The sequence below is a fragment of the Alteraurantiacibacter aquimixticola genome (assembly GCF_004965515.1).
GTDB classification, from domain to species: Bacteria; Pseudomonadota; Alphaproteobacteria; order Sphingomonadales; family Sphingomonadaceae; genus Alteraurantiacibacter; species Alteraurantiacibacter aquimixticola.
Window position 1 is genome coordinate 108,870 of the sequence record NZ_SSHH01000002.1, and the last position, 23,908, is coordinate 132,777.

The 23,908-nt window shown below is 63.9% G+C and carries 24 protein-coding genes and 1 tRNA gene; 11 read left to right on the forward strand and 14 right to left on the reverse strand.

Annotated elements, in window-relative coordinates; genetic code table 11:
* The first annotated feature begins 27 nt into the window (after window positions 1-27).
* Window positions 28-981 (forward strand): lipoyl synthase, encoded by a 954-nt coding sequence (lipA, locus tag E5222_RS06975; protein ID WP_281276768.1) that lies wholly within the window; start codon window positions 28-30, stop codon window positions 979-981.
* Window positions 981-1,442 (forward strand): type II toxin-antitoxin system RatA family toxin, encoded by a 462-nt coding sequence (locus E5222_RS06980; RefSeq protein WP_136693058.1) that lies wholly within the window; start codon window positions 981-983, stop codon window positions 1,440-1,442. The genes lipA and E5222_RS06980 overlap by 1 nt, the downstream gene beginning before the upstream one ends.
* On the opposite strand, the gene E5222_RS06985 is transcribed toward E5222_RS06980, so the two are convergent.
* The 3 genes from E5222_RS06985 to E5222_RS06995 are packed head-to-tail and all read right to left on the reverse strand — an operon-like array spanning window position 1,403 to window position 3,585.
* Window positions 1,403-1,897, reverse strand: coding sequence for a CinA family protein (locus E5222_RS06985; protein ID WP_136693059.1), 495 nt, complete (start codon window positions 1,895-1,897; stop codon window positions 1,403-1,405). The two genes, E5222_RS06980 and E5222_RS06985, sit on opposite strands and share 40 nt — an antisense overlap.
* Window positions 1,897-2,418 carry a hypothetical protein gene (locus E5222_RS06990; RefSeq protein ID WP_136693060.1) on the reverse strand — a complete coding sequence of 174 codons (522 nt, stop codon included), beginning with the start codon at window positions 2,416-2,418 and terminating at the stop codon, window positions 1,897-1,899. Before E5222_RS06990 ends, E5222_RS06985 begins: the two co-directional genes overlap by 1 nt.
* A gap of 12 nt (window positions 2,419-2,430) precedes the next feature.
* Window positions 2,431-3,585 carry a bifunctional 2-C-methyl-D-erythritol 4-phosphate cytidylyltransferase/2-C-methyl-D-erythritol 2,4-cyclodiphosphate synthase gene (locus E5222_RS06995; RefSeq protein ID WP_136693061.1) on the reverse strand — a complete coding sequence of 385 codons (1,155 nt, stop codon included), beginning with the start codon at window positions 3,583-3,585 and terminating at the stop codon, window positions 2,431-2,433.
* Between the two features lie 71 nt (window positions 3,586-3,656).
* Between E5222_RS06995 and dusB the strand changes: the two genes are divergently transcribed.
* The 8 genes from dusB to E5222_RS07035 all read left to right on the forward strand — a co-directional run bounded on the left by dusB (window position 3,657) and on the right by E5222_RS07035 (window position 13,730).
* Window positions 3,657-4,679, forward strand: coding sequence for a tRNA dihydrouridine synthase DusB (dusB, locus tag E5222_RS07000; protein WP_136693062.1), 1,023 nt, complete (start codon window positions 3,657-3,659; stop codon window positions 4,677-4,679).
* Window positions 4,676-5,740, forward strand: a complete 1,065-nt coding sequence (locus E5222_RS07005; RefSeq protein WP_246021596.1) for a two-component system sensor histidine kinase NtrB — start codon at window positions 4,676-4,678, stop codon at window positions 5,738-5,740. The genes dusB and E5222_RS07005 overlap by 4 nt, the downstream gene beginning before the upstream one ends.
* A gap of 12 nt (window positions 5,741-5,752) precedes the next feature.
* Window positions 5,753-7,165 (forward strand): sigma 54-interacting transcriptional regulator, encoded by a 1,413-nt coding sequence (locus E5222_RS07010; RefSeq protein WP_136693063.1) that lies wholly within the window; start codon window positions 5,753-5,755, stop codon window positions 7,163-7,165.
* A gap of 76 nt (window positions 7,166-7,241) precedes the next feature.
* Entirely contained in the window at window positions 7,242-9,476 is a 2,235-nt protein-coding gene (locus E5222_RS07015; protein ID WP_136693064.1) for a sensor histidine kinase, read from the forward strand.
* Between the two features lie 19 nt (window positions 9,477-9,495).
* Entirely contained in the window at window positions 9,496-10,893 is a 1,398-nt protein-coding gene (ntrX, locus tag E5222_RS07020) for a nitrogen assimilation response regulator NtrX (protein WP_136693065.1), read from the forward strand.
* Between the two features lie 148 nt (window positions 10,894-11,041).
* Window positions 11,042-11,611 carry an RNA chaperone Hfq gene (gene hfq, locus E5222_RS07025; RefSeq protein WP_136693066.1) on the forward strand — a complete coding sequence of 190 codons (570 nt, stop codon included), beginning with the start codon at window positions 11,042-11,044 and terminating at the stop codon, window positions 11,609-11,611.
* 56 nt (window positions 11,612-11,667) lie between these two features.
* Window positions 11,668-12,939, forward strand: coding sequence for a GTPase HflX (hflX, locus tag E5222_RS07030; RefSeq protein ID WP_246021597.1), 1,272 nt, complete (start codon window positions 11,668-11,670; stop codon window positions 12,937-12,939).
* On the forward strand, window positions 12,936-13,730 hold the full coding sequence (locus tag E5222_RS07035) for a Stf0 family sulfotransferase (protein ID WP_136693068.1): 795 nt from the start codon (window positions 12,936-12,938) through the stop codon (window positions 13,728-13,730). The genes hflX and E5222_RS07035 overlap by 4 nt, the downstream gene beginning before the upstream one ends.
* Window positions 13,731-13,736: 6 nt before the next feature.
* Here the strand turns inward: E5222_RS07035 and mazG are convergent, their stop codons facing one another.
* The 11 genes from mazG to E5222_RS07090 form a co-directional block, all read right to left on the reverse strand.
* Window positions 13,737-14,498: a nucleoside triphosphate pyrophosphohydrolase gene (gene mazG, locus E5222_RS07040; RefSeq protein ID WP_136693069.1), complete on the reverse strand. Its 762-nt coding sequence runs from the start codon at window positions 14,496-14,498 to the stop codon at window positions 13,737-13,739.
* A 97-nt stretch (window positions 14,499-14,595) separates the two neighbouring features.
* Entirely contained in the window at window positions 14,596-14,820 is a 225-nt protein-coding gene (locus E5222_RS07045) for a hypothetical protein (protein WP_136693070.1), read from the reverse strand.
* The gene (locus E5222_RS07050) at window positions 14,817-15,584 is read right to left on the reverse strand and encodes an MBL fold metallo-hydrolase (RefSeq protein WP_136693071.1); all 768 of its coding nucleotides are present in this window, start codon (window positions 15,582-15,584) and stop codon (window positions 14,817-14,819) included. Before E5222_RS07050 ends, E5222_RS07045 begins: the two co-directional genes overlap by 4 nt.
* The gene (locus E5222_RS07055; RefSeq protein ID WP_136693072.1) at window positions 15,581-16,357 is read right to left on the reverse strand and encodes a TatD family hydrolase; all 777 of its coding nucleotides are present in this window, start codon (window positions 16,355-16,357) and stop codon (window positions 15,581-15,583) included. Before E5222_RS07055 ends, E5222_RS07050 begins: the two co-directional genes overlap by 4 nt.
* On the reverse strand, window positions 16,357-17,919 hold the full coding sequence (metG, locus tag E5222_RS07060) for a methionine--tRNA ligase (RefSeq protein ID WP_136693073.1): 1,563 nt from the start codon (window positions 17,917-17,919) through the stop codon (window positions 16,357-16,359). The genes E5222_RS07055 and metG overlap by 1 nt, the downstream gene beginning before the upstream one ends.
* A complete protein-coding gene (locus E5222_RS07065) occupies window positions 17,912-18,871 on the reverse strand; it encodes an AAA family ATPase (RefSeq protein ID WP_136693074.1) in 960 nt (319 codons plus the stop codon). The genes metG and E5222_RS07065 overlap by 8 nt, the downstream gene beginning before the upstream one ends.
* Window positions 18,868-19,497 (reverse strand): dTMP kinase, encoded by a 630-nt coding sequence (gene tmk / locus E5222_RS07070; RefSeq protein ID WP_136693075.1) that lies wholly within the window; start codon window positions 19,495-19,497, stop codon window positions 18,868-18,870. The genes E5222_RS07065 and tmk overlap by 4 nt, the downstream gene beginning before the upstream one ends.
* Window positions 19,494-20,651, reverse strand: a complete 1,158-nt coding sequence (locus E5222_RS07075; protein ID WP_136693076.1) for a D-alanyl-D-alanine carboxypeptidase family protein — start codon at window positions 20,649-20,651, stop codon at window positions 19,494-19,496. Before E5222_RS07075 ends, tmk begins: the two co-directional genes overlap by 4 nt.
* Window positions 20,652-20,695: 44 nt before the next feature.
* A complete protein-coding gene (locus E5222_RS07080; protein WP_169053515.1) occupies window positions 20,696-21,625 on the reverse strand; it encodes an SPOR domain-containing protein in 930 nt (309 codons plus the stop codon).
* Entirely contained in the window at window positions 21,609-22,649 is a 1,041-nt protein-coding gene (locus E5222_RS07085) for a lytic murein transglycosylase (RefSeq protein WP_136693077.1), read from the reverse strand. The genes E5222_RS07080 and E5222_RS07085 overlap by 17 nt, the downstream gene beginning before the upstream one ends.
* A 113-nt stretch (window positions 22,650-22,762) precedes the next feature.
* Entirely contained in the window at window positions 22,763-23,629 is an 867-nt protein-coding gene (locus E5222_RS07090) for a DUF8021 domain-containing protein (RefSeq protein WP_136693078.1), read from the reverse strand.
* Window positions 23,630-23,817: 188 nt separating this feature from the next.
* On the opposite strand from E5222_RS07090, the gene E5222_RS07095 reads away from it, so the two are divergent.
* Window positions 23,818-23,907: transfer RNA gene (locus E5222_RS07095), tRNA-Ser, on the forward strand.
* Window position 23,908 lies beyond the last annotated feature (1 nt).

Sequence of the window (23,908 nt, forward strand, 5' to 3'; positions counted from 1 at the left end):
CGCTCCATTTGCCGCGCGGCATTGCCTCTGGCAAGCGAGGTCACTAAGTGGACCGGCATGAACGACCTCTCCAACGCCCCGCGCCAGCGCAAGCCGGACTGGATCCGGGTCAAGGCTCCGGTCAGCAAAGGCTATCACGAAACACGCCAGCTGATGCGCGACCTCGGCCTCAACACGGTGTGCGAGGAGGCAGCCTGTCCCAATATCGGGGAGTGCTGGACCAAGAAGCACGCGACGGTGATGATCCTGGGCGATGTCTGCACGCGCGCATGCGCCTTCTGCAACGTCAAGACCGGCATGCCGCGCAAGGTCGATCCGCTGGAGCCCGAAAATACCGCGATCGCCGCCGCGAAGATGGGCCTGGAGCATATCGTTATCACCAGTGTCGACAGGGATGACCTTCCCGATGGCGGCGCCGGCCAGTTCGTGAAAGTCATCAAGGCGCTTCGCCGGGAGACGCCCGACACGACGATCGAGATCCTCACCCCCGATTTCCGCGGCAAGATGCGCGAAGCGGTGGAGGCGATCTGCGAAGCGGGACCGGACGTCTACAACCACAATCTGGAGACCGTGCCGCGGCTCTATCCCACCATCCGCCCGGGCGCGCGCTATTACGCTTCGCTGCGCCTGCTGGAGGAGGTGAAGCGCCACGATCCGATGATCTTCACCAAGTCGGGCATCATGCTGGGCCTTGGTGAGCAGCGGCTGGAAGTCCACCAGGTGATGGACGACATGCGCAGCGCCGATGTCGATTTCATCACCATGGGCCAGTATCTCCAGCCGACGCCGAAACATGCGAAGGTTGAGGATTTCGTCACCCCGCAAGTCTTCTCCGCCTATGGGGCGGTGGCGCGGGCCAAGGGCTTCCTGCAGGTCGCTTCCAGCCCGTTAACCCGTTCCAGCTATCATGCTGGCGACGATTTTGCCGCAATGCGCGCCGCGCGCGAAGAACGACTGGAAAAGGCCAGGGCCAAGAACTGATGCCGTCGATCCGCGAGACCCGTAAGCTTCCCTACTCGGCCGAGCAGATGTTCGACCTTGTGGCCGATGTCGCCAAATACCCGCTCTTCCTGCCGTGGGTAGTCGCCACGCGCGTGCGCGATGAGAGCGAGACGGAGCTGGAGGCGGACATGCTGGTCGGCTTCAAGGCCGTCCGCGAAAAGTTTACCAGCAAGGTCGAGCTCGAACGGCCGAATACGGTGCGCGTGCACTATATCGACGGCCCCTTGCGCGATCTCGACAATGTCTGGACTTTCAAGCCGGCCGATGATGGCGGGTGCGAGATCGACTTCTGCGTCGATTTCACCTTCAAGAACCTGATGTTCGAGGCGCTTGCCGGCCAGTATTTCGACCGCGCCTTCCGCAAGATGGTCGCCGCGTTCGAACAACGCGCCGAAGACCTTTACGGCAACAGCAATTCCAGCGCGCAAAGCGTCGCCTGAAGGCGCACGCCGGAACGGTCCTTTTCCTCGAACAGGCGGTTTTCCGCTTCCGGCTTTTCCTCGCCGCGCTTCAGGCGGGCGAATACCACCGTGCCCACCGGTTTTTCCTCACTGCCGCCATCGGGACCGGCAATGCCGCTGATGGCGACCGCCACATCGGCGTCGCATCGCTCCATCACGCCGTCAGCCATCGCATAAACGCACGCGACCGACACCGCGCCGAAGGCATCGATAATGTCGGAGGAGACGCCCAGGCATTCCTGCTTCGCCTTGTTGGAATAGGTGACATAGGACCGGTCGAGCACCGCCGAACTGCCCGGAATCTCGGTGAGCGCGGCAGCGACCAGCCCGCCTGTGCAGCTTTCCGCCAGCGCGATGGTGCGACCGGCGGCCTTGTTCTCCTCCACCACGCGGCGGGCGAGGGCGACGACTTCGGGGGGCAGCAGATTATCCATTACAGTCCGAGTGCACCTTGCGTGCTTGCCTCGCGATTGGCTTTGACCGCCAGGAAACCCGCCAACTGGGCGAGGTTTTCCGGCGGCAGGGGATCGAGCAGGGCGAGCACGCGATCATATTCGCCGCAATCGCTCGTCTTGATTTCGGAAAAGACCTTGGCCGTCACCATCTCGCTCACCAGCGGCTCCAGCGTTTCCGGCGGCAGGTTCTGCACCATGGTCAGCATCGGGTCTTCCCGGTCGCCGGCAAACTTCATCAGCGCAGCGCGGGCATAGGGGAACTGGCCGTTGGCGGAGATGCGCAGGCGCTCCGAAAGCTCATCGCCATAGGCATAGATATAGGCTTGGGGATCGAGCACGCTGGCGCATTTGCGCTGCAGGCTGCTGAAGGCGAGCGGCATGGCATAGAGCGCCATCGCGGTAATCTCGTCCTCGGTGAAATCGGGGCGGTTCTGTGCCTGCGTCGGAGCGGACAGAGCCATGGCGGCCAGGGCGAGCGAAGCTGCAAGTTTCTTGACCATGTTTGCGATCCTTCAGTTGGCGACCAGCGTGGCAACGGCCTGTGCGGCAATTCCTTCGCCGCGCCCGGTAAAACCGAGTCTCTCCGTGGTCGTGGCCTTCACATTGACACAATCAGGCTGAACGCCAAGCAACTGCGCCAGCCGCTCGCGCATGGCGTCCCGATGCGGGCCGATCTTGGGCGCCTCGCAAATGATGGCGAGATCGACATTGCCGATCGCATATCCCTTCGCCGCCGCCAGCGAGACGGCATGCTCCACGAAGCGGGACGAGGGCGCGCCGCGCCATTGCGGATCGCTGGGCGGGAAATGCTGGCCTATATCGCCTTCGCCGCACGCGCCCAGCACGGCATCGACCACCGCGTGCAGAGCGACATCGGCATCGCTGTGCCCCGCAAGGCCCTTGTCATGCTCGATCTTCAAGCCGCAGAGCCACAATTCCTCACCTTCGGCAAGGCGGTGGACGTCAAAGCCTGTTCCTGTGCGGATCATGGCGCTCCTTTCGGCGAAATCGCCTGCGAATGTCAGCTTGGCCAGCCGCTCGTCCCCGTCGACCAGCGCGACCGAGAGGCCGGCGGAATGGGCAATCTGCGCATCGTCGCCTGCGGTGGGCTCGCGCGTCCAGCCTCGATGCGCGGCGAGGATATCGGCAAAGCGGAAGGCCTGCGGCGTCTGCACGCGGCGCAGCAGTTCGCGCTCGGCCTTGTTGCCCATGGTGGCGCCGTCGGTTTCGACCACGGAATCGACCAAGGGCAGGGTGGGGATGGCGGCTGGGTGATCGGCAAGGGCTGCGACCAGCCGCGCGACGACTTCGGGCGGGCAATCCGGGCGGGCGGCGTCGTGGATGAGGACGTGAGCGGGCGGATCTGCGGCCAGTGCCTCCAGCCCGGCGCGCACCGATTCCTGCCGCGTGTCGCCTCCGGTGACGAGGATCAGCGGTTCGATACCTTTCAAGGTTTCTGCAGCGATCGCGTCCGCGCCTTCGGGGATGACCACGCAAATCTTCCCGGCACCTGCCGCCGCCAGCTTTTCCGCCGCGTCGCGCAGCACCGGTTTGCCGCGCCATATGGCGAATTGCTTGGGTAAAGGCTGTCCGGCGCGCAGGCCCTTCCCGGCGGCGACGATCACCGCGGCGAGGGCAGGGCTGGCGCTGTTTTGCATTTGCGACATTGCCCTGGCGCGCTAGCGGCTTGCGGCCCCCCTCGCAATCCACTATGCGCTGCCCAATATTTAGGCACATCATGCAAGACGCCACACTTCCCACACCCCCGGCCATGAAGCCGATCCATGTCGGTCCTGTACAGATCGACTGCCCCGTCGTGCTCGCGCCGATGACGGGCGTGACCGACCGCCCGTTCCGCGAACTCGTCCGCCGCTTCGGCTCCGGCCTCAACGTGACCGAGATGATCGCCAGCGAGGCGGCCATTCGCGAAACGCGCCAGTCGATCCAGAAGGCGGAGTGGGCTCCGATCGAGGAGCCGGTGTCGATGCAGCTGGTCGGCTGCGATCCCCATTCCATGGGCGAGGCGGCCAAACTGCAGGAAGACAATGGCGCGGCCATTATCGACATCAATTTCGGCTGCCCGGTGCGCAAGGTGGTCGGGCAATATGCCGGCTCCGCCCTGATGCGCGAGGTGCCTCTGGCCCGCAAGCTGATGGAAGCGACGGTGAAGGCGGTCAACGTCCCCGTGACGGTGAAGATGCGCATGGGCTGGGACCATGCCAGCCTCAACGCGCCCGAACTTTCCAAGATCGCCGAGGATCTCGGCGTGAAGATGATCACCGTCCACGGCCGCACGCGCAACCAGATGTATAAGGGCCAGGCCGACTGGGCCTTCGTCCGCAAGGTCAAGGAAGCCGTCTCCATCCCCGTCATCGTCAATGGCGATATCTGCGGGATCGAGGACGCGGCCAAGGCGCTCGACCAGTCCGGCGCGGACGGGCTGATGATCGGGCGCGGCGCCTATGGCAAGCCGTGGCTGCTCGGCCAGGTGATGCATTGGTGGCAGACGGGCGAGAAGCTGGAGAGCCCCAACTTCGACGTGCAGTATGAAACGCTGGTGGAGCACTACAAGGCGATGCTCGACCATTATGGCGAGAATGTCGGCACCAAGATCGCCCGCAAGCATCTGGGCTGGTACACGAAGGGCCTGCACGGCTCGGCCGATTTCCGCAACAAGGCCAATTTCATCGACGATCCCAAGGTGGTCCTCGACGAGCTGGAGCGGTTCTACACCCCCTTCCTCAGGCGCCGCGCCGCGTGAACAAGCCGGCAAATGGCATACCGGGTGCGGCTGACCAGATCGCCGGCCTGACCTTTGCCATGCTGGTGGTCTCTCCAGACCTGCTGATCCATTCGGCCAATCCGGCAGCGGAAAACCTGCTGGGACGCAGCGCCAAGCGGTTACGGGGCCGTGACGTCACCGAAATACTCGACTTCGGCGAGCCGGAGATCACCCGCCGCATTAAGCAGACCGAAGAGCAGCTGATCGCGCGCGGCCTGCCGCTGAAGCGCGAGGACAAGACGGTGTCGGTCAATCTCACCATCTCACCCTTGCAGACGCATACCGGCTGGCGCGTGGTGACCCTTTCCGACTCAGGACAAGGCGAGCGTTTCGGAGACGAGGAGCGGCGCGTGTCGCTGCGCGGTCCCGCAGTTTTGGCGCATGAGATCAAGAACCCGCTCGCCGCCATTCGCGGCGCCGCCCAGCTGATCGCGCGGCAGCTGGATGAGGGCAAGCGCGACCTCACCAACCTTATCGCCGATGAGGTGGACCGCATCGCCCAACTGATCGACCGGATGCAGCGCTTGGGACGTGAGAAGGCTGAGCCGGTCGGTCCGCTCAACCTCCATGCGGCCATCCATCGTGCTTGCGACACGGTAAAAGCTGCATCAGACAAGCCATTGTATTTAAAAGAAGAGTTTGATCCATCCCTGCCCGATGTCCTCGCCAATGAGGGTGCGTTGGTGCAGGTGCTGATCAACCTCATCTCCAATGCCCGCGATGCCTGCGCCGGACGGCGGGAACCACAAGTCGTTATCCAGACACGCTTCGTCAGCGGGCTGGTGATGAATGTCATCCGCCTCGGCCGCCCGGTCAAATTGCCGATCGAGATTTCGGTCAGCGACAATGGCCCAGGGATCGATCCGTCGGTGGAGGAGCATATTTTCGAACCCTTCGTGTCAAGCAAACCGCACGGGCAGGGCCTGGGCCTGGCGCTGGTGCAGAAGCTGGTGCGCGACATGGATGGCAGGATCAGCCACGAACGTGACGATTCCGGCGGCTGGACGCATTTCCGTGTGCACCTGCCGATGGCGAAATAGGGGAGAGAGGCCATGGCCCGCCGTGCACTGGTCGTCGAAGACGATACCGCCATCGCAATGGTCATCACCGCCGCGCTGGAGGATGAGGCCTTCACCGTCGATCGCTGCGACAAGATTGCCGATCGCGACCGCCTGCTGGCGGATGGCAGCTATGACGTCATGCTGACTGACGTTATCCTCCTCGATGGTGACGGCATCGAGACGCTGGGCGCGGTGCATGACGCCTATCCTGCCATGCCGATCATCATCCTCTCGGCACAGAACACGCTCGATACCGCCGTGCGCGCAAGCGATACCGGCGCCTTCGAGTATTTCCCCAAGCCCTTCGACCTCGACGAGCTGGTACGCGCGGCGATCCAGGCAGCGGATTCCAACGGCGATACGGGAGAGGCGGATGCCGATGCCGGCGACGGCATGCCCCTCATTGGCCGCAGCCAGCCCATGCAGGACGTCTACCGCATGATCACGCGCGTCCTGCGCAACGATCTCACCGTGCTGGTCCTGGGCGAATCCGGCACGGGCAAGGAGCTTGTGGCAGAAGCGATCCACCAGCTCGGCTCACGCCGCAGCGGGCCCTTTGTGGCGGTCAATACCGCCGCCATCCCGCGCGAACTGATCGAAAGCGAGCTGTTCGGCCACGAAAAGGGCGCCTTCACTGGCGCCACCGCGCGTAATATCGGCAAGTTCGAGCAGGCGCATGGCGGCACGCTGTTCCTCGACGAGATCGGTGACATGCCGCCCGAGGCGCAGACCCGCCTTCTCCGCGCATTGCAATCGGGCCGTATCCGCCGCGTGGGCGGGGACCAGGAAATCGCCATCGACGTGCGCATCATCGCCGCGACGAATCGGGACCTCGAGCCGATGATCGCAGCGGGATCCTTCCGCGAGGATCTCTATTATCGCCTAAATGTCGTTCCGATCCAGCTTCCGCCCTTGCGTGAGCGGACCGGCGATATCGAGCCGCTGGCGCGTCATTTCCTGCGCGTGGCGAACAAGGAAGGCCTGCCGCCACGCCGCCTCTCCCATGAAGCGGCGGACCTGCTCGGCCGCCAGGCCTGGCGCGGCAATGTCCGCGAATTGCGCAATTTCATGTTCCGCGCCGCGCTGATGGCACGTGAAGAGGAGATCGACGCGGCCACCGTCAATGCACTGCTCGAAAGCTCCGCCGCCGAAGCGAGCCTGCCGGTCGATAGCGACATCGGCGCGCTGATCGGCCAGTGGCTGCTCGATGCCGGCCTGCCCGAAGGCGACCTTTATCATGCCGCGCTGGCCGTTTTCGAAAAGCCGCTATTCGAACACGCGCTGGAAAAGACCGGCGGCAACCAGCTGCGCGCGGCGCAAATGCTGGGGATCAACCGCAATACATTGCGCAAGCGGCTCAGCGATCTCGCCATCAATCCGGAGCAATTCACCCACAACGGGTGATTTTGCGATGAATTGCGGGGGAGGGGGGCCACAAACCCCTTGCAAATTAGCAACAGCGGCGTTGTAACCCTGCAACGTGGCTGAGGCCAAACTCACCGAAGCGCCCGTTTCTGCGCCCCGACGTTCACCGCGCTGGTGGCGGCGGGCACAGCTGACTGCGCGGCGCGCCAATTTCTACCTCTGGCTCGAAGTGCTTTGCGCGGCCGCGCTCGCCATCATGCTGTTCACCTCCTGGGTCTCCATCTCGCGCATGGGCGATCCGGGAGAGCTGGTGCCATCGGCGCAGGCCGCCGCGATGCTGGTGGGCACGCTGATCCCGGCGCTGGGCCTTATCGTGCTGTGGGGCCGCCGCATCGCCATTCGCCGCGCGGGCGACACCACCGCACGGCTGCATGTGAACCTCGTCTTCGTTTTTTCTCTGATCGCGGCGATTCCGACGCTGTTCGTCGCGGTCTTCGCCTCGGTCCTGTTCCAGTCGGGCGTCGAGTTCTGGTTCTCCGACCAGCAGCGCGGCATTCTGGAAAACGCCAATGAGCTGGCGCGCGGCTATTATGACGAGAACCAGCGCGAAGTGGGCGAGGAAGCGGCGGCCATGGCCACCGACATGCGCTACCTCCTGCAAACCATGCCGATCACCAGCCCGGAATTCGCGGAGCAGTATTTCCTGCAGGCATTCAGCCGCAATTTAAGCGGTAGCGCGATCCTGATGGAAGGTGAGGATGGTGAGTTGCGCACCTTGGCCATCACCGATCCCGATGCCGACCAGTGGGGCACCGATAGCGCCACGGCAATGGTCGACGAATTGCGCGAGACGGGACAGCCGATCGTCGTCTCCGCCACGGCCAAGAGCACGGAGGCGGTGATTACACTGGACGAGGATACCGGGCTCTACCTGCAAATATCGAAGGATTCGAAGGCGGAAGCACTGGCTCAGTGGGAGCGTGCGCAAAGCGTCGTCACTTCCTACCAGGCGCTGACCGAACGGGCGCGCGTGCTGCAATTGCGCTTCAACCTGTGGCTGTTCGGCGTGGCGCTCGCACTGGTGAGCCTCGCCGTCTGGGCCGCCTTGCGCTTTGCCGACCGGCAGGTGAAACCGCTGGCCGAACTGGTCACCGCCGCGCGCGAGATCGGCAGCGGCAATTACGCCATGCGCGTGGAAGGGCGCACCGGGCCGGACGAGATCGGCCTGCTCAATCGCGCGTTCAACCGCATGAGCGCGCAGATCGAATCGCAGACTGACGCCTTGATCGGTGCCAACCGCCAGCTGGCCGATCGCCGCGCCTTTATCGAGGCGGTGCTGCAATCGATCACCGCGGGCATCATCTCGATCGACTGGGATGGGCAGGTACTGCTGATGAACAGCTCCGCCCAGCAATTGCTGCTCGACAAGGCCGGCCCCACGCCGGTGGGCAAGACGCTGGCCGATTTCGCGCCCGATATCGCTTCTCTGGTGCAGAGCGAGGCGACCAGCGGGCTGGTGCAATACAGCAAGGATGGCGAGCTGCTGACGCTGGCGGTGAAGGTTGCGCCCTCTTCCGAAGGCCATGTGATCACTTTCGAGGATATCACGCGCCAGCTGCTCGACCAACGGCAGGCCGCATGGTCCGATGTGGCCCGCCGCATCGCGCATGAGATCAAGAACCCGCTCACCCCGATCCAGCTCGCCACCGAGCGGCTGAAGCGCCGCTATGGCAAGCAGATCGAGCAGGATACCGAGCTGTTCGACGAGCTGACCGGCACGATCATCCGGCAGGTGGGCGACCTCAGGAAGATGGTCGACGAATTCTCCTCCTTCGCGCGGCTGCCCAAGCCGGTGTTCCGGCAGGAGGATGCGGTGGACCTGGTGCGCCAGGCGCTCTTCCTGCAGGAAGTCGCCAATCCGGATATCGCTTACGACCTCGAAGTGGAGGGCGATATCCCGGTGATCGAATGCGACCGGCACCAGTTCGGCCAGGCGATGACCAATGTGCTGAAGAACGCCGCCGAGGCGGTCGATGCGCGGCGGCGGGATGCCGAACCCGACTATCGCGGGCGCGTGCAAGTGCAGGTGAAGGCGGACAAGTCTTACCTGGCGCTGACCATCACCGACAACGGCATCGGCCTTCCGGCCAGCCAGGAAAACATCATGGAACCCTATGTCACTACGCGTGAGAAGGGGACCGGCCTGGGTCTCGCGATCGTAAAGAAGATCGTCGAGGAACATGGCGGAGAACTGGCGTTCACGCCTGCCGATGAAGGCGGGACCGTGGCCAGCATGCGCTTCGCCTTGCACCCCGGCGACATGCAGACAGGAAGCGAGGCCGCGGAATGACGGCCAAGGAGAACAAATAATGGCGCTCGACATCCTCGTCGTCGATGACGAACAGGATATTCGCGAACTCGTGGCCGGCGTCCTCAGCGACGAGGGCTATGAATGCCGCACCGCGGGTGACAGCACCCGCGCGCTGGCGATGATCGATGAAAAGCGGCCCAGCCTCGTGCTGCTCGACGTGTGGCTGCATGGCAGCGCGATGGACGGGCTCGAAGTGCTCGATGCGATCAAGGCGCGCGAGCCGGAACTGCCGGTGATCATCTTCTCCGGCCACGGCAATATCGACACCGCCGTTTCCGCCGTCAGCCGCGGGGCGATGGACTTCATCGAAAAGCCCTTCGAGGCCGAGCGCCTGCTCCACCTCGTCGAACGCGCGACCGAAACCGAGCGGCTGCGGCGCGAGAATGCGCGATTGCGCGAAGGCTTCGGCTCACCCGAGGAATTCACCGGCAATTCGAACATCATCAACCAGGTCCGCGCCACGCTGAAACGCGTCGCCAACACCGGCAGCCGCGTGCTGATTGCCGGGCCGGGCGGATCGGGCAAGGAAGTGGCGGCACGCCTGCTCCACGCCTGGAGCCCGCGGGCCAAGAACGCCTTCGTCACCGTGAATTCCGCACGCATCACGCCCGAACGCTTCGAACAGGAGCTGTTCGGCGAGGAGGCGGACGGCAATATGGTGCGCCAGGGTTTGCTGGAACTGGCCGATGGCGGCACGCTCTATCTCGACGAAGTGGCCGACATGCCGATCAACACGCAGGCCCGCATCCTGCGCGTGCTGACGGAGCAGAGCTTCGTGCGCGTGGGTGGCACGCGGCAGGTTGGCGTGGACGTGCGCGTCGTCTCCTCCTCCGCTCGCGACCTTGAGGCGGAAATCGCTGAGAAGCGCTTCCGCGAAGACCTGTTCTATCGCCTCAACGTCGTACCGATCACCATCCCCTCGCTTTCCGAGCGGCGCGACGATATCCCCGCGCTCGCCAAGCATTTCTTCACCCGCTACGCGCGTGAGCAGGGGCTGCAACCGCCCGAGGTTTCGCCCGAGGCGATGGCCGCCTTGCAAGCCTATGACTGGCCCGGCAATGTCCGCCAGCTGCGCAATGTGGTGGAACGCACGGTGATCCTCGCCCCGCGCGACAAGTTCGGCAAGATCGAGCCCGACATGCTGCCCGAGGAAATCACCGGCAGTTCGGGCGATGGCGGGGGCGGCATCTCGCAACTGATGGGTGTGCCCCTGCGCGAGGCGCGTGAGAGCTTCGAACGCGAATATCTGCGCATCCAGATTCGCCGCTTTTCCGGGAACATCTCCAAGACCGCGGGCTTTATCGGGATGGAACGCTCCGCCTTGCATCGCAAGCTGAAGATCCTGGGCATGGGCGATCGCAAGGAAATCGTCGAAAAACCTGACGGAAGTGAATGACTTTGTGACAGGGAGAGAATTTCTCGCACTTGCAGCAATTGCTATGATATAGGCGCAAGTGAAATCAACCGGTCAGACCGCTCTGCGAAGGGAGATCTGGCCAGAATGCGGCGGCACCAAGCCGGCGCCAATAACAGGAGTCAAAGCTATGACCAGGACGACACTTTCCGCACGCGCACGCCCGGAGGCCGAAAAGCCCGCTGCTGCCGCTGCGCCCGAACCGGCAGGCAAGGCCGGAAACCTGCAGGACATCTTCCTCAATTTCCTCCGCAAGGAGAAGATTCCCGTCACCATGTTCCTGGTGAAGGGCGTGAAGCTGCAGGGCATTGTCACCTGGTTCGACAACTTCTCGATCCTGCTACGCCGCGACGGCCAATCGCAGCTGGTCTACAAACACGCCATTTCCACCATCATGCCGGGCTCGCCCGTCGAGGCCGAACATTTCGGCATGGGCGGGGAGGGGAATCGCAAGCAGCGCCTGTTGCAGGATATCTTCCTCACTCGCGTCCGCGATGCCGGCGTGCAGGTGACGATGTTCCTGGTGAACGGCGTGATGCTGCAGGGCCGCATCGCCAGCTTCGACCTGTTCTGCATGCTGCTGGAACGCGAAGGCATGGTGCAGCTGGCCTACAAGCACGCTGTCTCCACCATCCAGCCCGCCACCCATGTCGACCTCAGCGGCGATTTCGGTGACGATGAAGCAGGTGACGACGCCTGATATTCGATAATGAAGAGGTAGAGGGCGAGGTTACCCGCGGGGCGCGGGCCCTTGTCGTGTGTCCGGACATCCGTGGCCGCCGTTCCAGCCAGGACCCCGAGGCCCGTCTGGAAGAGGCGGAGGGCCTTGCGCTCGCCATCGGCATCGTCGTGGCGGAGAAATACATCCTGCCCGTGCGCGATGTGAAACCGAACACTCTGTTCGGTGAGGGGCAGGTGCAGCGCATGCTTAGCGATTGCGAGCTGGCAGAGGCGGAGCTGGTCATCATCGACGCCGCCGTCTCGCCGATCCAGCAGCGCAATCTGGAAGACCGGCTGAAGCGCAAGGTGATCGACCGCACCGGCCTGATCCTTGAAATCTTCGGCGAACGCGCAGCCACGGCGGAAGGCCGGCTTCAGGTCGAACTCGCCCATCTCGATTACCAGCAGAGCCGTCTTGTGCGCAGCTGGACCCACCTCGAACGCCAGCGCGGCGGCTTCGGCTTCCTCGGCGGCCCCGGCGAAACGCAGATCGAGGCCGACAGGCGCATGATCCGCAACCGCATGGCCAAGCTGCGGCGCGAACTGGAACAGGTGCGCAAGACCCGCGAATTGCATCGCAAGCGGCGGGGCAGGGCGCCCTGGCCGGTGATCGCGCTGGTCGGCTATACCAATGCCGGCAAGTCCACCCTTTTCAATCACATCACCGGGGCGGACGTGATGGCAGAGGATTTGCTCTTCGCCACGCTTGACCCAACCATGCGCGCAATCTCTCTGCCCGGCGTTGAAAAGGCGATCCTGTCCGACACGGTGGGCTTCATCTCGGACCTGCCGACGCAGCTCGTCGCTGCTTTCCGCGCCACGCTGGAAGAAGTGACCGCAGCCGACATCATCCTGCATGTGCGCGATATCGCCAATCCGGACAGCGCGACGCAAAAGGCGCAGGTGCTCTCCGTGCTGACCGATCTCGGCGTGATCGACGGGGACGGGGGCGAAAGCGCCATCCCGATGATCGAAGTCTGGAACAAGTGGGACTTGCTGGACGAGGAACGCGCCAATGAGTTGGGCGGGCTGGCCGATAGCGATCCCGACATTGTCGGAATCTCCGCCATGTCCGGGCAGGGCGTGGACGACTTGCTGGACCGCTTGGGCGAGATGCTCACCAAAGGCTCGCGGGTGCATGAACTGACCGTCCCGGCCAGCGACGGGCAGCGCATTGCCTGGCTCTATGCCCATGGCGAGGTGCTGGACGATGCCGAGGGTGCAGCGGAAGAAGGCGCGCCCACGCGGCAGGTCACCGTGCGGCTGAGCGAGAAGGAATTCGGGCGTTTCATGGCGCTTGATGCTTGACCGCTCCCGCGGTGGCGGAGATGTTCGCCGCCATGCTGGAGGGGATCACCACCGGATATGAGGAGCGCTTCGATTTCCCCGAACGCGCCTGGCAGCCGCAGATCTCCTACCTACTCGCCTCGGTCCCACGAGCGGGCAGCACTTATCTGAGCCATCTGCTCTGGCGTACCGGCTGCCTCGGCGCGCCCCTCGAATATCTCAATTTCGAACCCGCCGGTCCCTATGGCTTTGCCCATGGCGACCGGGCGAAGCAGGTGCAGTTATGGCAGCGCGCTTTGGTCCGGCGCACATCGCCCAATGGCGTATTCGGTCTCAAGGCCTTTCCCGCGCTGCTCCATGACCTGCAGCTGGGCAATCCGGCCTTGGTGGACGAGGTGATACGCTTCCTCCTCGGCAGCGGATCGGCGCGCAAGGTGGTGCGATTGCGGCGGCGGGAGGGGGATGCGCATGCGATTTCCTATGCCCGCGCCACGCTGAGCGGCATCTGGAGGCAGGAGCAGGAGGAGGGCGGTCGGCCCGAACCCGCCTATTCCGCCGAAGCGGTCGAGCGGGCGGCAATTTCGATCGAACAGCAGGAAGCCGCATGGGACGCGATGATACGCGACTTGCAGATCACGCCGCTGGTGCTGTGGTTCGAGGATGTGCTGGAGGACGGAAAGGGTGCCGCCGAACAGGTTGTCGACTATCTCGGCATTACAATCGATCCGAAGATAGAAGTCGATATCCCTGAAATAAGGCAACAATCCCGTGAAGGTGCACACGCCTGGGCCGAGGCGCATGCGCAGCGCTAGGTGCGCTCAGCCTTCCGCCTTTTTCACCAACTGCCAGTAGCTTTCCTGCTCATCCAGGGAGAGCGCGGCGAAGTCCTTGCCGTCCGCCGCTGCCAGTTCCTCCATCCGGCGAAAGCGGCGCTCGAACTTCGAATTTGCGCTACGCAGTGCGTCCTCGGCTGCAATTCCATGCGCGCGCACGAGGTTGACCGCGGCAAACAGCAGGTCGCCGGCTTCCTCGACCCGCTTTTCGGGCGAAGCTTCGGCCAGCTCGGCCATTTCCTCGCGCAATTTCGCTGCTGGACCCGAAGTGTCCGGCCAATCGAAACCATGACGCGCTGCGCGTTTCTGGAGCTTTTCTGAGCGCATCAGCGCCGGGAGAGCCTGCGCCACGCCGTCCATGGCGCTGGTCGCGCCCTGTTCCTCACGCTCGGCCGCCTTCAGCGCTTCCCAGCGGCCAGAGGTCATCTGGCCGTCCTCATCGCCGAAGATATGCGGATGGCGGGCCTCCATCTTGTCCGAAATCGCCTTGGCGACATCCTCAAAGGCGAAATGACCTTCTTCCTCGGCCATGCGCGCGTGGAACACGACCTGCAGCAGGAGATCGCCGAGCTCACCGCGCAGGTCTGCCATATCCGCGCGCTCGATCGCGTCGGCAACTTCGTAGGCTTCCTCGATCGTGTACGGCGCGATGCTGGCGAAGTCCTGCGCCAGATCCCATTCGCACCCACGCTGCGGATCGCGCAAGCGCGCCATGATCTTCAAGAGGCGGGTGAGTTGATCGGACATCGCAATGAGACTTCTGGAAGGATGATAATATATATTATGTTAAATTGAGGATGGGCCTACGCGAGCAGATTTGTCCCCGCTCCTCTCGGTAATTCCCTCAAACATAAGGCGCATCGGGATCCTCCGGCACGGTAATCTGGCGCAATTCGCCGCCCTGGTAGAACAAGGATGCGATCCCTGCCGCTGCAAGGAAGATGGCGACCCATGCAAGGAGGAAGATCAGCGTCTTCTTCCCGCCAACGCGATACGACCGATAAGCTGTCAGCATCACGCCCAGCGTCACGGCGAGCCATATCAGGTGGATCCAGCCAAAGGATGTCATGCGACAAGCTCCATTCCATCGAAGCCGACCAGCACGTTGGATGGCAATTCGGCGGACAGGCTTGCATAATCCATGCTCTTGTCCAGATGCGTCAGCACCGTGGTGCCGGCGCCGGTCTCGCGCGCGAATTCCAGCGCCATGGTCAGGTTCGCATGCGTCGGATGCGCTTCACGGCGCAGGCAATCGGTGACCAGGATATCGACCCTGGCGAAGGTGGCGATCATCTCCTTCGTAATCTCGCTGAAGTCCGTCGCGTAAGCGATTGATTTTCCGTCCGCCTCGAAACGATATCCGATGCTATGCGTCGGCCCGTGCGGCATCTCCACCGATTGCACGCCAAAACCGGCATGAATGCGCAGGCGGTCGAGCGTTTCCAGTTCGACGATCGTGGAATAGCCGAACTGGCCCGAAAAGACGTAGCTGAAGCGCTGGCGCAGCCTGCGCGCGGTCTCAGTATCGGCAAACCCCGGGATCGGCCCTGCGCGACCGAAACGCATGGGACGCAAGTCATCAATCCCGTGGCAGTGATCGGCATGGTCATGCGTCCAGAAAACGCCGTCCACCTTGTCGATATTGTTGGCGAGCAACTGCTGACGCAGGTCGGTCGAGGTATCGACCAGCAAGCGCGAGCCTTCATCGCTCTGGACGATGATCGACACTCGGCTGCGCCGGTTCTTCGGCTCGTTCGGATCGCATTCGCCCCAGTCGTTGCCAATGCGCGGCACGCCTGTCGACGTTCCCGAACCGAGCACGATCAGCTTCACGGCGTCGCTCGGCTGAACAGCTTGTAGAAATTGCGCGTGGTGTTGGCCCCGAGTTCCTCCACGCTCTCGCCACGCAGCTCGGCGACGAACTCGGCAGTGTTGCGCACGAAGGCCGGCTCGCAGGTCTTGCCACGATGCGGGACCGGCGCAAGGAACGGACTGTCGGTTTCGACCAGGATACGGTCGGCAGGAATTTCCTTTGCAAATTCCTGTATTTCCGCCGCGTTCTTGAAAGTGACTATACCGGAAAGCGAGACCGTCAGGCCAAGATCCAGAACCTTGCGCCCGAACTCGGCCGAGGCGGTAAAACAGTGGATCAGCGCCGGGAAGGCCCCCTTCCCCATTTCCTCAGCCAGGATCGCCGCCGTATCTTCCTCCGCATCGCGCGTATGGATGATCAGCGGTAGGCCCGTCTCGCGCGACACCTCGATATGCGTGCGGAACAGCGCCTTCTGCACCTCGCGATCCGACTTGTCGTAATAATAGTCGAGCCCGGTCTCACCGATACCGATCACGCGTGGGTTCTGTGCGGCTTCGAGCAGGGCGCCCTTCCCCAGATCGGCATGCTGGTCCGCTTCATGCGGATGGATGCCGATGGTTGCCCAGACATCGGGCTCACGCGTGGCGGTGCCGACGATATCGTCCCATTCGCTCTGCCGCGTGGAGATGTTGAGGAAGGCGGTGACACCAGCAGCGCGCGCGGCATCCAGCACTTCACCCTGACGCTCGACCAGACCCTTGTAGTTGAGGTGGCAGTGGCTATCGACCAGCATCAGGCATCCTCTTCCTCGGGCAGTTCGAGGCGCGGGAACAGGCCCTGCGGCTTGTCGAGCTGGTAGTCGCTTTCGGCGAGCGGAGAATACCAGTGCGATCTGATCCCCTCGATGCTCCGCAGATCCTCGGCAATTCCCATCGCGTCGAGGAGCTTGCGCGAAGAGGTGGGAATGAAGGGAGAAATCGCCACGGTCAGCTGCGCAATGACGATATAAAGCGTCGCCAGCACGGTCTTCATCCGCTCGAAATCGGTCTTCTTCAGCGCCCAGGGCGCTTGCGCATCGATATAGGCGTTGCAGGCGAACACCGCGCCCATCCATGCCTCAAGCGCCTGCGCGAAGGCCAGCTGGTCCATCGCGGCGGGCATTTCCTCCGCGATCACCCGGTCGACATGGGCGAAGAGCGCGTTGTCCTCATCCGTGTGCCCGTCGATCGCCGGCAGGTTCCCCTCGCAATTCTTGAAGATCAACGAAAGCGTGCGCTGGGCAAGATTGCCGTAGCTGTTCGCCAGCTCCGCATTGTTGCGGCTGACGATCGCCTCCGCGGAATAGCTGCCGTCCTGACCGAAGCTGAATTCGCGCAGCAGGAAATAGCGCAGCGGATCGACGCCGAACTTGTCAGCAAGCTCCGAAGGATCGGTGACATTGCCGAGCGACTTGCTCTCCTTCTGCCCGCGATTGAGCAGGAAGCCATGCCCGTAAACCTTCTTCGGCAGCGCGATCTTCGCGCTCATCAAGAAGGCGGGCCAGTAGATGGCGTGGAAGCGGACGATGTCCTTGCCGATCAGGTGGAGGTCGGCCGGCCAGAACTTGGCAAAGTCCTCCGTCTGATCGGGGTAGCCGACACCGGTGAGGTAGTTGGTCAGCGCATCGACCCAAACATACATCACATGGTCTTCATGCCCCGGCACCTTCACACCCCAGTCGAAGCTCGTCCGGCTGACCGAGAGATCGCGCAATCCGCCTTCGACGAAGCGGACAACCTCGTTGCGGCGGCTGTCGGGCTGGATGAAGTCGGGATTGTCACGATAGAGCGCCAGCAGCGGCTCGGCATATTTGGACAGGCGGAAGAACCAGCTTTCTTCGACGGTCCATTCGACCGGCGTGCCCTGCGGTGAGAGCTTTTCGCCGCCCTCACCCTCTTCCAGCTCGCTCTCGTCGTAATAGGCCTCGTCGCGGATCGAGTACCAGCCTTCATAGCGGTCGAGATAGAGGTCGCCATTGGCTTCCATCGCCTGCCAGATTGCCTGGCTGGCGCGGTGGTGGTCTGCCTCGGTCGTGCGAATGAAGCGGTCGTAGGAGATGTCGAGCTTGTCAAACAGCTCGCGGAAATAGCCGGACATCTCGTCCGCCAGTTCGCGCGGAGTCACGCCAAGGTCGCGGGCCTTCTGCGCCATCTTCAGCCCGTGCTCGTCCGTGCCGGTCTGGAAACGCACGTCGCGCCCGCGCAGGCGCTGGTAGCGCGCCATCACGTCGGCGGCGATCGTCTCATAGGCATGGCCGATATGCGGCTTGCCGTTGGGATAGTGAATCGCGGTGGTCAGGTAATAGGGTTCAGCCATTGGCCGCTTCCCTAGATGCGGCCAGCGAGGCGAGCAAGGTGCCTATTTCCATCACCAGCAGGCCGGGATCGAAGTTATAGGTCGGCACTTGGGTAACGAGGCGGGCCAGATCGGCATGTGCATCCGCCAGCGCGGGAATGGCGGAACGGGGCACGCTCTCCATCTTTCGCGTAACAACCGCGCGGGCAAGTTCCACCACGGCAAGCTGGCGCTGCCGGTCGGGCCGGGCGCCCATCGCATCGGCCAGGCGGCCGCGCAGGGTGAAGGCCGGGTCGCCCTGCTCGGCAATTTCCTCCATCAGCGCGTGCAGCTTGCCGAGATCGAGCTCGACGAATTCGAGCGCCGCGCCGGGCGAGCCTCCGGAAGCCGCAACCGCAGCAGCGCGGGTCGCCGCATCGGCTTCGGGCATTTCGCGGGCCAGCACGCGGTCGATCTCCTCATCCGCGAGCTGCGGGAAGCGCAACACGCGGCAACGCGAGCGGATCGTGGGCAACAGGCGTCCAGGGCGATGCGTCACCAGCAGGAAATAGGTTCCGGCGGGCGGTTCCTCCAGGCTCTTGAGCAGCGCGTTGGAGGCACCCTTTTCCAGATCGTCTGCCGGATCGATGATGATCACCCGGCGGCTTCCGAGTGTCGGCCGCGTGGTAAGCCGCGCCTGCATCTCGCGCACCTGGTCGACGGTAATGTTGCGGCGCAGTTGGTAGGGCTTGCCCTCTTCCTTCTTCTTCTCGTCGCCCTTGATGGGAAGGTGAGTGAGGGTGATGATGTCGGGGTGTTCACCCGCCATGGTCGGAGCGCCGGGCTCCGCCACCAGTTCGCGCGCGGCGGCGAGCGCGAAGCTCGCCTTGCCGAGGCCGCGCTTGCCGCCGAGGATCCAGCCATGGTGCATGCGCGGTCCGGAGAGCGCAGCGCGCCATTCGGCCCAGGCCGCTTCGTGGCCGACCATGGTCATGGCAGCCAGCCTTCGATTGCCTGCATGACAAGGGCGTGGACCTCCTCGGCGCTGCCATTGCCATCTATGCGGATCACGCGGTCGCTTTCGGCATCGGCGATGGCGGTAAAGCGGCGCGCGACGCGGGCGTGGAATTCGGCATTGCGGCCACCGATCCGATCGCGATCCGCCCCATCGCGCGCGTGCACCCGCTGTTCGGCGGTTTCAGGCGAGACCTCGACCAGCACAGTCATGTCGGGGAGATAGCCGCCAGATCCCAGCTGGTGGAGCGCAAGGATATCGCTGTCATGCAGCTCCCCTTCCCCGCCCTGATAGGCGCGCGAGGAATCGAGGAAGCGGTCGCTTACGACCCACTTGCCCTCTTCCACTGCAGGTCTGATCAGCCGGCCGACGTGATCGGCACGCGCAGCGGCGAAGAGCAGGGCTTCGGCCGGCAAGTCCCATCCGGGACCAGTGGGATCGAGCAGCAGCTGCCGGATCGCCTCGGCGCCGGGCGTGCCGCCCGGCTCACGCGTCAGCACCGTGGCGATGCCACGCGCCTCCAGCGCCTCTGCCAGCATGCGCGCCTGCGTGGACTTGCCACAGCCCTCCCCGCCCTCGAAGCTGATGAACCGTCCGGCCATCAGGTGAACAGCCCCCTGAGGCCATTGACGATGCGTTGGAGGAAATTGGCCTCGCCGACATTCTCCGCAGCTTCGAGCGGCACATCGAAAGGCTCCATCCCCTCTACCGAAACTCGCAATTGCGCTACCGTGTCGCCCTCGGCAATCGGGGCCATTAGCGGGCCGTTGTAGCGGATCGCGGCGGTGATCGCGCCATTGCTATCCAGCGGCAGAGAAAGCGCCAGGTCCCTGGGGAGCCGCAAGGACACGCGGCTGCTCGCCCCGTCCTGCACAAGCGCCGTGCCCATGGGCGTGCCGGCCCCGGCCAGCGGCCGCGTTTCGAAATCGGAGAAGCCCCATTCCAGCAGCGCCCGCCCGACATCGCCACGCATGTCGTAATCGGCCACGCCTGCCAGCACGAGCACCAGCCTGCGCCCGTCACGCTCACCCGAACCGACCAGCGTATTGCCCGCTTCATTGGTGAAGCCGGTCTTGATCCCGTCCGCGCCTTCAACGCGGCCGGTCAGCGGTTCGTGGTTTTGCTGGGTAATGCCGTTCCAGCTGAAGGTGCGGCGGCCGAAATAGCGGCGATAGAGATCGGGATGGCGCGTCACCAACGCCTCGGCCAGCACTGCCAGGTCGCGCGCACTGGTGAAGGTGCGTCCCTCATCCGGATAGCCATTGGCCGATCCGAAATGCGTGTTGCGCATGCCAAGCTCCGCCGCGTTGGCGTTCATCAGCGCGATCCAGCTTTCGAGCGATCCGGTCGTCGCCATCGCAATCGCCACGCTGGCATCGTTGCCGGAGACAGTCGTCGCCCCAAGCAGCAATTCGCCGAAAGTTGGCCGGTCGCCTGCCTTGAGGAACATGGTCGAACCCTCCCCCGACCATTCGTCCGCCAGCTCCTGCGAGACCTGGAATGGCGTGGCGGGCGTGATGCGCCCCTCCTCGATCAGGCCGAAGGCGGTGTAGGCGGTCATCACCTTGACCACAGATGCCGGAACGAAGCGCCGCTCCTCTTCACGCGCAAACAGGGTCTGGCCGGTGGAGATATCCACGATCAGCGCGATCGGCACCTCGACCGGAACCGGCGCGGGGGCGGAGGCGGAGGCGGCGGGACTGGCCGCGAGCAGCGCGCCGCTCAGCAAAATCCCTGATACTCTGGCAAAAATGGCCAAACTCGCTCCCGCTCTAACCGATGCGGGAGTTTCCGCATCAGTGGCTATCCGGTGGAATAGATTCGGGCATCGCTATAACCCGCTGCCTGCACATTGGCGAGCGAGGCCTCTGCTTCATCCCGAGTTGCGAAGGGCCCGGTGCGGACGCGGTAGAAGCGGCCCGATTGCGAGACCGTTCCGCCCAGCGCCGCAGCCGCGCGATCGGCATTTGCGGCGCTGGAGAAGGCGGCAGCCTGGACCACGAAGCCAGCGGTGATTTCGGGTGCCGGTGCCTGTGCCGGTTTCGGAGCGGCCTCGGCCACCTCGGCCGGCTCCGCCGTAACCTCGGCGAAGGCTTCCGCGACCGTTTCGGACACCGGGTCGGCGGGAGCGGGCACACCCACGCGCAGGCTGGCGGAACCCACTTCCGGCAGACGGCGGCGCAGGACCTCCACCAGCTGCATCGGCGTATCCATGCGGAGCGGTACGGGCAGATCTTCGCGCAGCAGGCGGCGCTGTTCTTCGGGCGGGTTCACGCGGCGTACGCGCACCGGGGTCTCGGCGCTTGCGCCCAATTGCTCCATCGCGGCGGGCGAGAGCGCGAGCAGGTGCGTCGTATCCATCGGACCACGCGCTTCGATTCGGGCCAGGATCGTCCTGCCCGTCTCCAGCGAGGTCACCTCGACATAGCTCGGGAAGGGTAGCGTGTGATGCGCGCCCATGATCCCCGCGCCCGTACCGCCGGCGAGATAGCCGACCTGGTCATAGTTGAGCACGTCGGCAGGCGTGTAGCTGGTGCCGTCAACCGCGTAGGGCTCGCCGACGACGAGCGGATAATCCGCCTGCGGGCCATTGGCGGGCGAGGCGTTGGCGGCGGTCTCCAAACCCTCGCCGCCGCGGCCCGACGCGCTGCATGATGCAAGCGCAGCCGATCCCGCCAGCAGCAGGAAAGCCTGCTTCAGGCGGGAAGCCCTGTCGTCACCGTGAAATCTCATCTGCAAGCAACCCGACACTCATCGCGTAGTAGTTCGAGCAATTGTATTCGAGGATAACCCTATAATTCTGCGTTAAGAGGTAGCCCGGATATGCCGGACCGTCCGGCTCGAAAAGTGACACCATCACGTCGTCACCGATGGGTCCACGCGGTTCGACGCCAAGAGCCCGCCATTCGCGTACCGTCATCCACTTGCTGTGGCGTTCGTGCACGCGGGGACAGACTGGCGACGTGACGTCACTCTCAATGGCCGCCCGGTCTACCGAATTGGGCACATAGGCGCGCACGCCCCAAGGCTGGCCCGTGCGCCAGCCCGCATCGTGGAAGTAATTGGCGATGGAATGGAGCGTGTCCGCATCGGAGTTCCAGATGTCGCGATCACCATCCCCGTCGCCATCGACGGCGAGGCGCAGGTAAACGCTCGGAAGGAATTGCGGGTTGCCGAAGGCGCCCGCCCAGCTGCCCACCAGCGTTTCGCGCGGAACGCCGCTATCGGCGATCTTGAGCACGTCGATCAACTCACGCTCGAACAGGTCGCGGCGTCGGCCTTCCCATGCGAGCGTGGCAAGCGAGCGCGGCAGGTCGAACCCGCCCTTCACCACGCCATAGGCGGTTTCATGCCCCCAGATCGCCACGAGGATTTCCGCCGGAACGCCATAGGTCCGCTCCACCTCTCCGGCGAGCGAGGCCACGCGGCGCATCGCGCTCACGCCGCCATTGATGCGTGCCTGCGTATTGTGCCGGTTGATATAGCTCGACATCCACGCAAAGCCGGTCGCCGGATTGACACTGCTGCCCTGCGAGACATTGCCCTGATCGAGCTCGATCACGCGGTTGTTTGGTGTCATTCCGGCAAAGACGGCAGTGATCGTCCGCTGGCTGACGCCTTCGGACAGCGCCTTGGCTTCAACCTGGTCGAGATATTCGGAAAAGCTCTCCGACTGCGCGGCGGCAGCGGCGGGAAGGAGGGCAAGGGAAGCGGCGGCAGCGATCATAGCGCGGCGCAAAGGGGCAGTTCGTGTCATCGATCCATCTGTTTCTTGCGATGGCCCGGCAGGACAAGCCGGCCGGGCCGATCGGATTGTATTGTCAGGTGCAGGCCGGAAGGGCGCCCCTCCCTCTCCTCCGGCCAGCCCCCTTAGTCGAGATCCGGCTGCATGTCCGGATTGTTGGCGATCATTTCCGCGAAGGGCGGGAAGCCGCAATTGTCCTGGTCACCGCAATTGGTCACCGTGTGAACATAACGCAGCGTCCCGTCTTCCACGCGGAAGGTGTGGCTGTCCGGACGCTTGCTCTCCCCGAATTCGAGGAAGACGTTCACCGCCCCCTTGGCCTCGTCGACCACATAGCGGCGGTTGACCAGTTCCACGCCTTCGGGAACGCCGACATTGCAGGTGTCGGTCGGTTCGCCGCGCCCGGTATAGACGCCGCCTTCAAGACGCGCGCAGGGCGTGCCCCAGGGCACGACCACGCTCTTGTCATTGAACAGGTCGAGATAGGCGTCGGCCGCGGCGATCAGCTCTTCACGGCTGGCGCGCTCACCAACCGGGATCTCGCCCCAGTTCTCGCGGCTGGCGTAATACGCGGTGCGCTCGGCATCGAACAGCCAATCGCCCTCATCGGTGGTGATGTTGTCGAACGGGCCGACGCCGAAGAAGCCATTGCCCATCTGCGTGGCGATCACTTCCCACTTGCCGGCTTCGGTCTTGGTCACTGCCTCCACATAGACCTGGCAGCTGGTCGTATCGAGCAGCGCCATGTGCCAGACCACCTCGCGCGCCTCCGAAAGGAAGCCACCCAGCGAACTGCGGCGGAAATTCTCGTTGTAATCGACCCATTCGCCGAGCTGCATGGTCATCATCGTACCCTGTTCGAGCGCGGCGACCCAGTCATTGGCGATCCTCTGGGTCAGTTCCCGGTCGCAGGCGCCCTGCGCGGCGGCGGGCTGGGCAAAGGCGAAAGTTGCGGTCGCGGCGACCATTGCGGCTGTCAGCTTGCGCTTCATGTCGGTTTCCTGTTCCTCTCCATGGGTTCCCGGCTTGGCGGGAGCCCCTTCTCTCCATCAAACGGACAGGCGAACCCTAGCGTCGCCTCGCAAGGCTGTCACGTGCGTGATGACGCATCGTGGGTGACGAGTGGCTGAACAGGTGACATTTGCCGAAAACACCGCTAGCTGACGCCCCGCTCGCAACTGGACAGGTGGCAGAGCGGTTGAATGCACCGGTCTTGAAAACCGGCAAGGGTGCAAGCCCTTCGTGGGTTCGAATCCCACCCTGTCCGCCAG